We start from the raw sequence: 14,264 nt of genomic DNA on the forward strand, positions 1-14,264 counted from the left end.
TCAGCGGGCCGCCGCGCCGGCCACGGCCGCGGCCCGGGCCCGGACGAGGTCGGCCCGCACCCGGGCCAGCTCGCCGCGGTGGTCGCTCAGGCCGGCGACGGGCGGCCGCCCCAGGTCGATCATCATCGACACGATCTCCTCCCCCGTCGCCCCCGGCGGGCGCGCCGCGCCGACCACACGGGACAGCCGCGACTCCGCCGCCTCCAGGTGGGCGACGCCCTCCGCCCGGCGTCCCTCCGCCAGCCGCAGGAGCCCGGTCGCCCGGTCGAGGCGCGCGACGAGCCCCACCGGGTCGTCCCCGGGCCGGACCGGCTCGAACGGGAAGCGCTCGAGCTGGTCGCGGGCGCGCGGCAGGTCGCCCGCCAGCACGGCCGCCTCGGCCGCCGCCAGCCGCAGCATCGCCCGGGGCACCCGCCCCTCCGGCGAGGCGAGCGCCTCGGCGATCGCCGCGCCGGCCTCGCGGTGCCTGCCGCCCGCCAGCAGGGTCAGGCCGGCGTCCGCCGCGGCGGCGGCCTCCAGCGCGGCGTTGCCGAACCGGCGCGCCACCCGCATCTCCTCCATGGCCGCCGCGACCGCATCGTCGTGCCGGCCGATGCGCGACAGGGCGTAGGCGCGGCCGGCCCAGAACTGGCAGGCGAGCGCGGGACCGGTGCGCGCCGGGTCGGGCGGCTCGGAGAGGATCGCGAGGACGTCGGCCACGCGCCCGGCGGCGGCGGCGCAGGCGGCGGCGCTCATCCGGGCGTCCAGGGCGAGGGCCGGCCGGCCGGCCGCCGCCGCGGCGTCGGCCGCCGCGCTCGACCGCTCGCTCGCCTCGGAGGCGTGACCGGCCCGCACGAGGGCGTAGCTCTCGGCGAGCAGCATCTCCACGCGCAGCACGGCGTCGCCGGTGCCGAGGGCCTCCGCGACCGTCCCGATGAGCTCGCGGGCGCGGGCGGGGTCGCCCGCCACCGCCTCGCCCCAGGCGAGCCCGGCCAGCGCCAGGAGCCGGGTCTCCGGCGCCGCCAGCCCGGCGTCGTCGAGCAGGTCGAGCGCCTCGCGGCTCGAGCGCAGCGCCTCGTCGGGGTAGCAGATCGTGGTGCGCAGCCAGCGGGCGCGCTCCGCCAGGGCGCTGGCGAGGCCGAGCACGTCGCCGCCGGCCGTCATCGCCTCCCGCGCGCGCGCGAACGCCGCGTCCATCGCGGCCCGGTCGTTGCGCCACGCCTCGATCTCCGCCAGCCCCAGCCACGCCTCGCCGGCCGCCGCGGGGGAGCCGGCCTCGGCCGCCGAGGCGGCCGACTCGCGCAGGAAGCCGGCCGCCTGGTCGAGCGCGCCCAGGGCGCGGGCCGACGCGGCCGCGGCGGCGAGGTACGAGCGGGCCCGCTCCTGGTCGCCCGCCGCGCGCAGGTGGTGGGCGACCTCGGCCGGGGCGCGCGAGGGCTCGTCGCCGAGGATCGCCGCCAGCCGGGCGTGCGCCGCCCGCCGGCGGGCCGGCGGCAGCTCGCCGTAGCAGGCGCGGCGCACCAGGTCGTGCGCGAAGCCGACGCCCGCCCCGCCCGCCGGGTCGAGCAGGCCGCACGCGACCCCCTCGGCGGCGGCCTCGTCGAGCCGCTCGGCGCCGGTCACCGCGAGCGCCTCGTGCACGGTCAGCGCGCGCCCCGCCGCCGCGGCCGCGGCCACCAGCTCGCGCGCGGGCGGCGAGAGCCGCGCCAGCGGCGCCCGCACCGTGCCGCGGAGGCCGTCCTCCGGGTCGACCCCCGCCGCGGCGGCGCGGGCCGCCTGGCGCGCCAGCAGGGGGTTGCCGTCGGCGGCCGCCGCGACCGCGGCCGCGACCTCCTCCGCCAGGCCGGGCGCCTCGCGCCGCACGATGCGCAGGATGTCGTCGTCGGGCAGGGCGCCGAGCGCGATCTCGTCGGCCAGCCCGCCGCGGCGCGCGAGCGCGTCGCGCGCGCGCTCCAGCGCGTCGCCGCCGGCCGCCGTCCGGGCCGTCCCCACCACGAGCGCCGCGATGCCGCGCAGCGGCAGCGCGAGGTGCGCGAGCAGGGCCAGGCTCGACGGGTCGGCGCGGTGGAGGTCCTCGAGCACGACGAGGACCGGGCCGGTGCGGGCGCACCAGTCGAGCGCCTCGGCCACCGCCTCGAAGAGGCGCGCCTGTGCCATGGCGGGCTCGAGCGCCGCCGCGCCGGGGCGCCGCCCCCACGCGCCCTCGACGGCCGGGCAGAGGCGTGCCAGGTCGTCGGGCCACGCCACCCCCGCCGCCGGCGCGGCGGCCGTGCGCACGAGCTGGCGCAGCGCGTCGGCCCACGGGCCGAACGGCGGGCCCTCGTCGATGTCGAGCGCGTGGCCGGTCGCGCTCAGGTGGCCCTCGCGCTCGGCGAGCCCGGCCAGCTCGGCGGCGAGGCGGCTCTTGCCGACGCCGGCCGCGCCCTCCAGCAGCACCACGCCGCCGGCGCCCGCGGCCGCGGCGCGCCACGCCGCCCGCAGGCGCTCGAGCTCGGCGGCGCGCCCGACCATCGCGGGCGGCGCCGGCGCGCGGGGGCGGGCGGCCGGCGGCGCGACGACGGTCGCGCCGGCGCGGATCTCCTCGGCCAGGTCGCGGGTGGCGGCCGACGGCGGCACGCCCAGCTCCGTGGCCAGGGTGTCGCGGCAGCGCGCGTAGGCGGCCAGGGCGCCGGCCCGGTCGCCGGCCGCCGCCAGGCCGCGCATGAGGGCCCGGTGGGAGGGCTCGCGCAGACGATCGGCGTCGAGCGCGCGCCGGGTGTACGCGAGCGCCCGGGCGGGGTCGCCGGCCGCCTCGGCCGCGGCGGCGAGCGCCGCGAGGGCCTCGATCATCCGCTCGCGGTGGCGCTCCTGGGCCTCCATCGCCCACTCGTCCGGCACGTCCGGCAGCAGCGGCTCGGCGCCCAGCAGCACCGCCCGCTCGAGCGATGCCGGGTCGCCCGCGTCGAGGAGCCGCGCGACCTCGAGCGCGTCGATCTGCGCGCCGGGCCCGGGATCGAGGGCCACGGCGAGGCGGTCCGCCACGAGGTGGCCCGCCCCGCCGGCCGCGTCGAGGGCCGCCCGGATCGCCCACAGCGCGCTCCGCAGGGACCCGCGGGCGCTGGTCTCGAGCACGTCCGGCCAGAAGCGGCCCGCCAGCCGCGACCGCGGGTGCGGGCCGGGGTTCAGCAGGAGGTAGGCGAGCACCGAGCGCGGCTTGACGCCGCCGATCTCCGGCATCCGCCGGTCGTCCACCCAGACGGCGAGGCCCCCGAACAGACGGGCGCGCAGCATGGGCCGATCATGCGCCCGCCGCGGACGGGCCGTCAACGCGCGCCGCCCGGCTTGACGCTGCGATGACGGGCGCCGTGACGGGTGGCTCACGGGCGTGCCGGAGGGTGGGGCGCGACAGCACGGCGACCGGAGGGAGGACACGATGGCGGTGGACCAGGAGCGGCTCGAGGCCCTGATGGGCAAGGTGATCGACGACCTCGGCGCGGCGCTCGACGTGGGGCTGATCTCGCTCGGCGAGCGCGCCGGGCTCTGGGCGGCGATGGCGGGCGCCGGCCCGCTGACGTCGGCCGGGCTCGCCGGGCAGGCCGGCGTGGAGGAGCGCTACGCCCGCGAGTGGCTGCGGGCGATGGCCGCCGGCGGCTACGTGGACTACGACCCCGGCGCCGACGCCTACTCGATCAGCGACGAGGTGGCGTTCGCGATGGCGGCCCCGGACGGGCCGACCGTGCCGGGCGCGGCGCAGGTCGCGCTGGCGGTGCTCGACGCCGTGCCGCACGTGGCGCAGCGCTTCCGCAGCGGCGACGGGTTCGGCTGGCACGAGCACCACCACGACCTCTTCGAGGGGACCGAGCGCTTCTTCCGGCCCCAGTACGCGATGCACCTGGTCGAGGAGTGGCTTCCGGCCCTCGACGGCGTCGAGGCGACGCTGCGGCGCGGCGGCCGCGTGGCGGACGTCGGCTGCGGTCACGGCGCGTCCACGATCCTGATGGCCCAGGCGTACCCGGGGTCGCGCTTCACCGGCTTCGACTTCCACGGGCCCTCGATCGAGCACGCCCGCGCGGCCGCGCGGGCCGCCGAGGTCGACGACCGGGTCGACTTCCAGGTGGCGCCCGCGGACGGGTTCCCGGGCTCCTCGTACGACCTCGTCGCCATGTTCGACTGCCTGCACGACATGGGCGACCCGGTCGCCGTGGCGCGCCACGTGCGCGGCGCGCTGGACGGCGGCGGGGCCTGGATGATCGTCGAGCCCGCGGCCGGCGACCGGGTGGAGGACAACCTCACCCCGGTCGGCCGGGTGTTCTACGCGGCGAGCACGCTCATCTGCACGCCGGCGTCGCTGGCCCAGCCGGGCAGGGCCGCGCTTGGCGCCCAGGCGGGCGAGGCCGCGCTCAGCGAGGTGGCCCGGGCGGGCGGGTTCTCCCGCGTGCGCCGCGCCGCCGAGACCCCCGTGAACATCGTCCTGGAGGCGCGCCCCTAGGCCACCGGGCCGAGGGCCGCCCCGCGAACCGAGAGGAGCACGTCATGGGCACCACCACGAGCAGCCTGCACGAGACCATCCGCAGGGCCGTCGAGGGGCGGGACGCCGCCGCGCTGGCCGGCCTGTACGCCGAGGACGCCTCGGTCACCGTGGTCGACCGCTCGACGCCGCCGAGCTCGCCGCGGCGGATCCACGGGCGGGAGGAGATCGCCGCCTACCTGGCGGACGTCTGCTCGCGCGAGATGAGCCACGAGGTGCGCGACTACGTGGAGGGCGACGGCCGGCTCGCCCACACCGAGCACTGCCGCTACCCCGACGGCACGCGCGTGCTGTGCATGACCGTCGCCGACCTGGACGCCGACCGGCGCATCGCGCGCCAGACGATCGTCCAGGCCTGGGACGAGTAGCCGCCCCCGCCGGGCCGGGCCCTCGCCGGGGCCCGGCTCAGCGGTCGATCTGGAAGCCCTCCCCGGTGATGCGCCCGATGTCGTTCTGGAGGGCGATCACGAACACGAGCATCACGAGCGCCAGGCCGATGAAGGAGGCGCGGCCGTAGGTCGCGGCGCTGAAGGCCGAGCCCTTCACCTTCTCGGCCAGCGCGAACGCGATGTGCCCGCCGTCGAGCGGCAGGATCGGCAGCAGGTTGAAGATGCCGAGCGCCAGGCTCACGACGCCGATGAAGCGCAGGAGGGTGATGAGGCCGTCGTCGGCGACCTCGTTGAACACGGCCCCGACGCCGACGATGCTCGAGACCTGGTCGCGCGCCTCGCTGTCGGTGAAGGCGTCGCCGATCACCTCGACGTTCGTCTTCATGATGAACCAGGCGAAGTCCCATCCCTCGATGAGGCCGTCGACCGGCCCGAGCCGCTGCGTCGGCCCCTCGCGGATGCCGAAGGTGAAGCCCAGGCCGCCGAGCGGCCGCCCGGTCTCGGGGTCGGTGCGCGGGTCGCCGGTCGCGTCCTCGAGCACCTGGAGCGTGGCGGTGCGCTCGACCGTGCGGCCGTCGCGCTCGATGGTCAGGCGCACGGTGTCGCCGGGCGTCCCGGACTGCAGCTCCCGGCGGATGATCTCGGCGTCGCCCCCCGCCCGCACGCCGTTCACGGCGACCAGCTCGTCGCCGGGCCGGAGCCCCGCCTGCTGGGCGGCCGAGTCCTGGACCACGCCGGCGACCTGGGTGGTCGGCGTGCCCGTGGGGACCCCGATCCAGAAGATGGCCGCGAACACGATGATCGCCAGCACGATGTTGACCGCCGGACCGGCGAGGATCGTGGCGACGCGCTTCCAGACCGGCTTGGCCGAGTAGGCGCGGTGGGCGTGCTCCTCCTCGATGGACTCGCCCACGACCATCCCGCTGATCTTCACGTAGCCCCCGAGCGGGATCCAGCCGATCGCGTACTCGGTCTCGCCCTTGCGGAACGCGGCGATCGGGCGGCCGAAGAAGATCGAGAAGCGCTCCACGCGCATGCCGCACCACTTGGCCACGACCATGTGGCCGGCCTCGTGGATGAGCACCAGGGCCATGAGGATGAGCGCGAACCACAGGATGTTCAGGCCGAGCACGCGGCCACCCCCTCGATCGCCTCGCGCGCCGCCGCGCGGGCGCGGGCGTCGGCGTCGAGCACCGCGTCGAGCGTGTCGGCCGGGGCGGCCGGCACTGCGTCGAGCGCCGCCTCCACGGTGCGCGGGACGCCCATGAAGCCGATCCGCTCCTCCAGGAAGGCGCCGACGGCCACCTCGTTGGCGGCGTTCAGCACCGCGGGCGCCGTGCCGCCGGCCACGCCGGCGGCACGCGCCAGCGCCAGGCACGGGAAGGCCCCCTCGTCGGGCGCCTCGAAGTCGAGGCGCCGCCCCACCAGGTCCATCGGCGCGCCCGGCGGCGGCGGCTGCGGGTGGCGCAGCGCGTGGCCGATCGGCACCCGCATGTCGGGCGGCCCGCAGTGGGTCAGCACGCTGCCGTCGTCCAGGCGCACCATCGCGTGCACGAGCGACTGCGGGTGCACGATCACCTCGATGCGCTCGTACGGCAGGCCGAACAGGTGGTGCGCCTCGATCACCTCGAGGCCCTTGTTCATCAGCGTCGCCGAGTCGATCGTGATCTTCTCCCCCATCGCCCACGTCGGATGGCGCAGCGCGTCCGCGCGCGTGACGCCCTCGAGCTCCGCCGCGGCGCGGCCGCGGAACGGCCCGCCCGACGCGGTCAGCACGGCCGCGCGCACCCGCTCGGCCGGGAGGCCCTCCAGGAGCTGGAAGAGGGCCGAGTGCTCCGAGTCCACCGGCACCAGGCGCGCGCCCGTGCGGGCCCGCACCGCGGCCACCAGGTCGCCCCCGGCCACCAGCGACTCCTTGTTGGCGAGCGCGACCGCGATCCCGCGCTCCAGGGCCGCGAGCGTCGGCCGCAGCCCCGCCGCGCCGACGAGGGCGTTCAGCACGATGTCCGGCTCGCTCGCGTCGATCAGCGCGGCCAGGTCGTCGTCGAACGGCACGCTCCCCCCGCCGGCCGCGCACGCGGTGTGACGGATCCCGCGCGCCGCCGCCTGGGCGGCCATCGCCTCGGCGGCGCGGCCGCACGCGAGGCCCACCGCCTCGAGGTCCGGCGCCGCGTCGATGACGTCGAGTGCCTGGACGCCGATCGATCCGGTGGACCCCAGGACGAGTACGCGTGCCACCGGGCGAGTGTAGCGAGGGCGCCCTCCGCGGCCCGTTAAGGGGCGGTTGGGGTCGGGAGCGCCCCTCGCCGCCGGGGTGCGCCAAGTGGCGCATGCGTCGCACGCCAATTGGCGCCGGCCCCGTCCGTGCGCCACTCGGCGCATGCGCCGTGCGCCATTCGGCGCGGACCCCTTGGCACGTCACCCGGCGCGTGCCTCGTGCGCCGATCGGCCGGAGGGGCCCGGTGCGCCACTTGCCCGGTGCGCCACTTGGCGCGCGCGGTCGGCGACAATCGGCACCGATCCCCGAGGCGGACACGGAGGAGGGGCGATGGGCGACATGGCACCGAGGCGGCGCCCCGTCGGGGGCCCGGCGAGGCGCGCGGCCGGCGCCCTGGCGGCCCTGGTGCTCGCCGGCGTGCCGGGCGCGGCCGCCGGGGCCGGGATCGTCGCGGGCCCCGACGGCGCGATGTGGTTCGCCGCCGGGGAGCGGATCGGGCGGGTCACGACCGACGGCAGGATCTCGTCGTTCGCCGCGGCCGGGCCGCGCAGCGCGGTGGGCGGCGTGGCCGCCGCGCCGGACGGGGCCGTCTGGTTCACCGACACCCGCCGCCGGGCGGTCGGGCGCGTCGCGCAGGACGGCGCGCTGACCCGCTTCCCGGTGGCGGACGGCGGCCCGCCGCTGGGCGACATCGCGGCCGGGGCCGACGGGAACCTCTGGGTCGTCGCCGACGACCTGGCGCGGCGGGAGGCCGGCCGGATCGGCCGCGTCACCACGAGCGGTGCCGTCACGTGGTTCGCGGCCGGGACCGCCCCGGGGAGCGGGCTGCTGTGGATCACGGCGGGCCCCGACGGGAACGTCTGGTTCACGGCGGCGTCCGGCCGGCGCATCGGGCGCGTCAGCCCGGACGGGCAGGTGACCGAGCACCCCGTCGCCGCCGGCGTGCCGGTCGGCATCACGGCCGGGCCGGACGGCGCGCTGTGGTTCGGGCTGATCGGCGCGGGCCGCGCGCCGAACGCCGTCGGCCGCGTCACGCCCGACGGCGCGATGACGCGGGTGCCGCTGCCCCGGCGGGTGGTCCCCCTCGACATCGCCACCGGCCCCGACGGCGCCCTCTGGGTGACCGGGGTCGGCGGCGAGGTGGCGCGGGTCGCGCCGTCCGGCGGCGGCGCGACGGTGTTCCCGGCGCACACCGAGCCCTCCGAGGACGGGATGCGGATCGCCGCCGGACCGGACGGCAACCTGTGGCTGAGCGAGCCCGGGCGCGTCGGGCGCCTCACGCCGTCGGGCGTGCGCAGCTCGTTCCCGGCCGCGCCCGTCGTGCTCGCCGTGCGCCGCGTCCGCGGCGGCCGGGCGGCGCGGGTGACGCTGCGCTGCCCGCCCGGCGAGCTGGTCGCGTGCCGCGCGCGGGTGCTCCTGGAGGGTCACGGCCGGCGGCTGGCCGTCGCCCGGCGGCTCGTGCTCACCCCCGGCCGGCGCGTCCACGCGAGCGTCGCGCTGCCGCGCCCCTGGGCGCGCGCGCTGGCGCGCGGGCGCCTGCTGCGCCTGCGGACCGTGGTCGCGCCGCGCCCGGCGCCGGGCAGCGCGCCGTTCCCCGGCGGCGCCGCCGTGGTGCGCCGCGCGCACGTGCTGCGCCCCTGAGGGCGGGAATCAGTCGACCAGCGTGTGGGCGGTCTCGCAGAAGGCCGCCACGAGGGCGACGCAGGCGTCGAGGTCGTCCGGGTGGCACGACTCCACGACCTGGTGCACGTAGCGCGTCGGGATGGAGACGCAGCCGGCGACGGCGCCGTCGCCCGACAGCGCCAGCTCGCGGGTGTCGGTGCCGCCGCGCACCATCACCTCGAGCTGGGTGGGGATGCCGCGCGCCTCGCCGAGCCCGACCAGGTGGTCGACGAGCGCCTCGGGCACGATGGCGCTCGCGTCGTAGACCTTCACGGCGGCGCCGCCGCCGAGGGTCGTGATCTTCTCGTGCGCCTTGGCGCCGGGCACGTCGTTGGCGAGCGTGATGTCGATGGCCAGGCCGATGCGCGGCCGCAGGCGCGCGGCGGCCACGCGGGCGCCGCGGATGCCGACCTCCTCCTGGACGGTCGCCACCGCGACCACCTCGCAGTGGTGGTCGCGCAGGGCCCGGAAGGCCTCGATCATCACGTAGAGGCCCGCGCGGTTGTCGAGGCTCTTGGAGGTGACGAGGTCGCCGAGGCGGCTGACGGTGCGCCGGCGGGTGACGACGTCGCCGGGCCGCACGAGCTCGCGCACCCGCTCGGCCGGCAGGCCGAGGTCCACGTAGTAGTCCTCGAGCTTCGGCGGGCGGCGCTTCTCCTCGTCGCTCATCAGGTGGACGGCCTTCGCCCCGAGCACGCCGAGCAGGTCCTCGCGCCCGTGCACCACCACCCGCTGGGCGGTGAGCGTCTTCGCGTCGTGGCCGCCGAGGGCGTGGAGGCGGAGGAAGCCGCCCTCCTCGACGTGCGTGACCATGAAGCCGATCTCGTCCATGTGGGCGGCCAGCATCAGGCGGGGCCCGCCGCGGCCGGCGCGCCGGGCGACGAGGTTGCCGAGCGGGTCGACCTCGATCGCGTCGGCGTGCGGCTCCAGCTCGCGGCGCACGACCTCGCGGATGCGCTCCTCGCGCCCGGAGACGCCGGGCGTCTCGCAGAGGAGGGTGAGCAGGTCGAGGTTCACGCGGGCAACCTACCTGCCGGGGGCGGCCGCCGCCCGCCCCGCCGGGGGCTCAGTAGACGAGCCAGATCGTCGCGAAGTACGCGGCGACGGCGCCGAACAGCAGCGCGTCGAAGCGGTCCAGCACGCCGCCGTGGGCCAGCAGCAGGCGGCCCGAGTCCTTGGCCCCCACGTCGCGCTTCAGCATCGACTCGAACAGGTCGCCGAGGAAGGCCGCCGGGCAGATCGCGAGCCCGAGGACGAGCGAGTCCCACCCGCCGATCCAGTCCATGTAGAGGCCGGCGACCCACACCGCGAGCGTCGCGGTGACCAGGCCCACGACCGCGCCCTCGACCGTCTTCTTGGGCGAGGTGAGCGGCGCGATCGGACGCGTGCCCCACAGGCGGCCGCCGAAGTACGAGGCGCTGTCGAACACCCACACGCCCACGAGCACGTTGACGATGGCCTCGGCGCCGTGCGGCAGGTCGCGCATCGCCACCAGCAGCGCGAACGGCAGGCCGAGGTAGACCGACCCGAGCAGGGTGGACGCCATGCGCGCGGTGATGTCCTCGCGGCGGGCCAGGATCAGGCCGGCGATCGCCGTGAGCAGCAGGCTGACGGCCAGCCCGAGCACGATGCCGCGCTCGGTGTCCTCGACCCCCCAGGCCAGCAGCACGGTGGCGATCGTGCCGAGGTACCCCGCCCAGCGCAGCGGCCGGGCGGCGGCGGTCAGGCTGTAGAGCTCGTAGAGCCCGAGGGCCGCGACCACCGCCAGCGCGACGGCGAAGGCGAGGCCGCCGAGCCACACCAGGCCGACGGCCACGGCGATGCCGGGGATGGCGACGGCCACGCGGGCCGCCAGGTTGGAGCCGCCCGCGGTCCCGCCCGCGGGTGCGGGGGGGTCAGCGGCCACCGAAGCGGCGGTGGCGCCGTCCGTACTCGGCGATGGCCGCCTCGAGGTCCTCCGGGCCGAAGTCCGGCCACAGGCGCGGCGAGAAGTGCAGCTCGGAGTAGGCGCACTGCCAGAGGAGGAAGTTCGACAGGCGCTGCTCGCCGCTCGTGCGGATGACCAGCTCGGGGTCACGCATGTCGGGCGCGTAGAGGTGGGCCGCGAACTCGGCCTCCCCCGCCTCGGGGCCGCACTCGGCGGCGAACCGGCGCGCCGCGTCGACGATCTCGGCGCGCGCGCCGTAGTTCATCGCCACGAACAGCCGCATGCCGGTGTTGGCGGCCGTCGTGGCCTCGGCGCGCGCGATGCGCGCGCGCAGGTCCTCGTCGAGCTCGTGCAGCCGCCCGATGAAGCGCATGCGGACGCCCTCCTCGTGCAGCTCCGGCAGCTCGCGGTCGATGAGCTCGCCGAACAGGCCCATCAGCTCGCCGACCTCGCCCTCGGGGCGCGTCCAGTTCTCGGTCGAGAACGAGAAGATCGTGAGGTCCTTGACGCCCCAGTCGGACGCCGCCCGCACCACCCGCTTGAGCGACCGCGCGCCGGCGCGGTGCCCGGCGCCCACGGGCACGTGGTGCTCACGCGCCCAGCGCCCGTTGCCGTCCATGATGATCGCGATGGACTCGGGGACCTCCGTCAGGCCGGCGGGGCGCTCCGGCCGCAGCACCCGGCCCAGGCCGAGCACCGTGCGGGCCGTGCGCAGTCGGGTGAGCAGCGTCATGCGACGACGAGCTGGCGCGGGCCCGCTCAGACCTCGAGGACCTCGGCCTCCTTGCGGGCCATCGCGTCGTCGATCGACCTGATCTCGGCGTCGGTCAGCTTCTGCACCTCGTCCTGGCCGCGGCTCAGCTCGTCGCGCGACAGCTCGCCGTCCTTCTCGGCGCGCTTCAGCTCGTTGAGCACGTCGCGGCGCACGTTGCGGACGGCTATGCGCGCCTCCTCGGCCATCTTGTGGACGAGCTTCACCATCTCCTTGCGCCGCTCCTCGGTGAGCTGCGGCACGGGCAGGCGGATGAGCTGGCCGTCGTTGCTCGGCGTCAGGCCGATGTCGGCCTCCATCAGCGCCTTCTCGATCGCGCCCAGGATGTTGCGGTCGTACGGGGCGACGGTCAGCAGGCGCGGCTCGGGGGCGTTGACCGTGGCGAGCTGGGTGAGCGGGGTGCGCGTGCCGTAGGCGTCCACGGTCACCCGGTCGAGGATCGCCGTCGACGCCCGCCCGGTGCGCACCGTGGCGAACTCGTTCTGGAGCGCGTGCACCGCGCCCTCCATCCGCCGCTTGGCGTCCTTCAGCCGGTCGTCCACTGCCGCCTCCTCACTCGCTGCTCTCGGTGACGACCATCGTGCCTATCCGCTCGCCGTCGAGCAGCCGGCCGATGTTGCTCTCGTCGCCCATGTTGAACACGAAGATCGGGAGGCCGTTGTCCATGCACAGCGTCAGCGCCGTGGTGTCCATCACCTTCAGGCCCCGCTCGATCGCCTCCATGTGGCTGATCCGCGGGATCAGGCGCGCGTCGGGCACGACCCGGGGGTCGGCGTCGAGCACGCCCTCGACCGCGTTCTTCGCCATCAGGATGCACTCCGCGCCGATCTCCAGCGCGCGGAGGGCGGCCGTGGTGTCGGTGGTGAAGAACGGGTTGCCCGTGCCGCCGGCGAAGATCACGACCCGCCCCTTCTCCAGGTGGCGGATCGCCCGGCGCCGGATGTACGGCTCGGCGACCTCCTGCATGGCGATCGCCGACTGCACCCGGGTGGTGAGCCCGAGCTTCTCGAGGGCGTCCTGGATCGCCAGCGCGTTCAGCATCGTCGCGATCATGCCCATGTAGTCGGCCGTCGCGCGATCCATGCCGATCGCCATCCCCTGCAGGCCGCGGAAGATGTTGCCCGCGCCGACCACGATCGCGACCTCCACGCCGCGGGCGACCGCGCCGTCCACCTGGCGGGCGATCACCGCGATGCGCTCGGGGTCGATGCCGTAGGGCTCGTCGCCCATCAGCGCCTCGCCGGAGAGCTTCAGCACCACCCGCCGGAAGGCGGGGCCGTCCGGCCGCGCGTGCGGCCGGACGGCGTCCCCGGACCCGTCCGGGCTACTGGCCAAGCTCGAAGAGGCTGAAGCGCCGGATGGTCACGTTCTCGCCGAGGCCGGCGGCCACCTCGGCGCGCAGGTCCTCGATCGTGCGCGGCTTCTTCTCGTTCTGGTCGCGCACGTACTCCTGGTCGAGCAGGCAGATCGAGGCGAGGTGCTTCGCCAGCTTGCCCTCGATCGCGCGCTCGCGCGCGTGCTCCGGGATGTCGGCGGCCTGGCTCTCGTAGATCGCGCGCTCGGCGGCGACGTAGTCCTCCGGCACCTCGTCCTTGCTGACGAAGCGGGGCTTGAGCGCCGCGATGTGCAGGGCGACGTCGTGCACGAAGTCGCGGAACTGGTCGGTGCGCGCGACGAAGTCGGTCTCGCAGTTGACCTCGATCAGCACGCCGACGCGGCCGCCCGCGTGGATGTACGAGTCGACCAGCCCCTCGTTGGCGGCGCGGCCGGCGCGCTTGGCGGCGTCCGCCAGGCCCTTCGTGCGCAGGGCCGCGACGGCCGCCTCCAGGTCGCCCCCGGCCTCCTCGAGCGCCTTCTTGCAGTCCATCATCCCGGCGCCGGTCTTCTCGCGGAGCTCCTTGACGAGCTTGGCGGGGATCGTGGTGCTCACGCGGCGTCCTCTCCGTTCGGGGTGGCGATGGTCTCGTCGGCGACGCCGGCGGCCTCGGCCGGCGCCGGCTGCGCGGCGGCCTGGGCGGCCTCGGCCTCGGGCGCCGCGGCCGGGGCCTCGGCGGCGGCGGCGCCGTCGCCCTCGGCGGCCGGCTGCGGCAGGGTGCCCTTGCCCTCCAGCACGGCGTCGGCGAGCGCGCTCAGCACGAGGGTGCAGGCGCGGATCGCGTCGTCGTTGCCCGGGATGACGTAGGTCGCCTCGTCGGGGTCGCAGTTGGTGTCGACCAGGCCGATCACGGCGAGGCCGAGGCGGTTCGCCTCGCGCACGCCGATGGCCTCCTTCTTCAGGTCGACGATCACGACCGCGTCCGGCAGCCGCTGCATGTCGGCCACGCCGCCGAGGTTGGTCTCGAGCTTGGTGAGCTCGCCCTCGCGGGCGAGGCGCTCGCGGGTCGGCAGCAGCTCGAGCTGGCCCTCGCGCTTCTGGTTGCGCAGCTCGTGCAGCCGGCGGATGCGCTGGGAGATCGTGCCCCAGTTGGTGAGCAGGCCGCCGAGCCAGCGGTGCGAGACGTAGGGCATGCCGCAGCGGGTCGCCTGCTCCTGCACGGCCTCCTGCGACTGCTTCTTCGTGCCCACGAACAGGACGGTGCCGCCGCGCTCGGAGATGTCGCGGACGACGTCGCAGGCCTGCTGCAGCAGCACGATCGTCTGCTGGAGGTCGATGATGTAGATGCCGCCGCGCTCACCGTAGATGTAGCGCTTCATCTTCGGGTTCCAGCGGCGGGTCTGGTGCCCGAAGTGGACCCCGGACTCCAGCAGTTGCTTCATGGTCACGGTCGGCACGGCGGCTCCTGGGAACGCGGTTCGGATGGGTGATGCGC

Annotated in this window: 13 protein-coding genes; 3 read left to right on the plus strand and 10 right to left on the minus strand. The window is 76.6% G+C overall.

Translation table 11 applies throughout. The features are described 5' to 3' along the window. Complete coding sequence (locus ITJ85_RS09270) at positions 1-3,249, minus strand: ATP-binding protein (RefSeq protein WP_217912818.1); 3,249 nt, start codon at positions 3,247-3,249, stop codon at positions 1-3. A gap of 142 nt (positions 3,250-3,391) precedes the next feature. Between ITJ85_RS09270 and ITJ85_RS09275 the strand changes: the two genes are divergently transcribed. Next, entirely contained in the window at positions 3,392-4,447 is a 1,056-nt protein-coding gene (locus tag ITJ85_RS09275) for a class I SAM-dependent methyltransferase (RefSeq protein ID WP_217912819.1), read from the plus strand. 44 nt (positions 4,448-4,491) lie between these two features. Continuing rightward, positions 4,492-4,854: a nuclear transport factor 2 family protein gene (locus tag ITJ85_RS09280; protein WP_217912820.1), complete on the plus strand. Its 363-nt coding sequence runs from the start codon at positions 4,492-4,494 to the stop codon at positions 4,852-4,854. A 37-nt stretch (positions 4,855-4,891) separates the two neighbouring features. On the opposite strand, the gene ITJ85_RS09285 is transcribed toward ITJ85_RS09280, so the two are convergent. Next, positions 4,892-6,007 (minus strand): M50 family metallopeptidase, encoded by a 1,116-nt coding sequence (locus ITJ85_RS09285; protein ID WP_217912821.1) that lies wholly within the window; start codon positions 6,005-6,007, stop codon positions 4,892-4,894. Beyond that, complete coding sequence (gene dxr, locus ITJ85_RS09290) at positions 5,995-7,113, minus strand: 1-deoxy-D-xylulose-5-phosphate reductoisomerase (RefSeq protein ID WP_217912822.1); 1,119 nt, start codon at positions 7,111-7,113, stop codon at positions 5,995-5,997. Before dxr ends, ITJ85_RS09285 begins: the two co-directional genes overlap by 13 nt. 310 nt (positions 7,114-7,423) lie before the next feature. Between dxr and ITJ85_RS09295 the strand changes: the two genes are divergently transcribed. Beyond that, on the plus strand, positions 7,424-8,734 hold the full coding sequence (locus tag ITJ85_RS09295; protein ID WP_217912823.1) for a Vgb family protein: 1,311 nt from the start codon (positions 7,424-7,426) through the stop codon (positions 8,732-8,734). Positions 8,735-8,743: 9 nt separating this feature from the next. On the opposite strand, the gene ITJ85_RS09300 is transcribed toward ITJ85_RS09295, so the two are convergent. The 7 genes from ITJ85_RS09300 to rpsB all read right to left on the minus strand — a co-directional run bounded on the left by ITJ85_RS09300 (position 8,744) and on the right by rpsB (position 14,226). Beyond that, positions 8,744-9,772 (minus strand): M42 family metallopeptidase, encoded by a 1,029-nt coding sequence (locus ITJ85_RS09300; RefSeq protein WP_217912824.1) that lies wholly within the window; start codon positions 9,770-9,772, stop codon positions 8,744-8,746. 49 nt (positions 9,773-9,821) lie between these two features. Further along, complete coding sequence (locus ITJ85_RS09305) at positions 9,822-10,661, minus strand: phosphatidate cytidylyltransferase (protein ID WP_217912825.1); 840 nt, start codon at positions 10,659-10,661, stop codon at positions 9,822-9,824. Next, entirely contained in the window at positions 10,651-11,301 is a 651-nt protein-coding gene (gene uppS / locus ITJ85_RS09310) for a polyprenyl diphosphate synthase (RefSeq protein ID WP_343233010.1), read from the minus strand. The genes ITJ85_RS09305 and uppS overlap by 11 nt, the downstream gene beginning before the upstream one ends. Positions 11,302-11,441: 140 nt before the next feature. Beyond that, positions 11,442-11,963: a ribosome recycling factor gene (frr, locus tag ITJ85_RS09315; protein ID WP_343233011.1), complete on the minus strand. Its 522-nt coding sequence runs from the start codon at positions 11,961-11,963 to the stop codon at positions 11,442-11,444. Between the two features lie 43 nt (positions 11,964-12,006). After that, positions 12,007-12,789, minus strand: a complete 783-nt coding sequence (gene pyrH, locus ITJ85_RS09320; protein WP_246496234.1) for a UMP kinase — start codon at positions 12,787-12,789, stop codon at positions 12,007-12,009. Beyond that, the gene (tsf, locus tag ITJ85_RS09325) at positions 12,779-13,384 is read right to left on the minus strand and encodes a translation elongation factor Ts (protein ID WP_217912828.1); all 606 of its coding nucleotides are present in this window, start codon (positions 13,382-13,384) and stop codon (positions 12,779-12,781) included. Before tsf ends, pyrH begins: the two co-directional genes overlap by 11 nt. Continuing rightward, positions 13,381-14,226, minus strand: a complete 846-nt coding sequence (gene rpsB / locus ITJ85_RS09330) for a 30S ribosomal protein S2 (protein WP_217912829.1) — start codon at positions 14,224-14,226, stop codon at positions 13,381-13,383. The genes tsf and rpsB overlap by 4 nt, the downstream gene beginning before the upstream one ends. Between the last annotated feature and the right edge of the window lie 38 nt (positions 14,227-14,264).

The organism is Miltoncostaea marina (assembly GCF_018141525.1).
In the GTDB taxonomy this organism is placed as follows: Bacteria; Actinomycetota; Thermoleophilia; order Miltoncostaeales; family Miltoncostaeaceae; genus Miltoncostaea; species Miltoncostaea marina.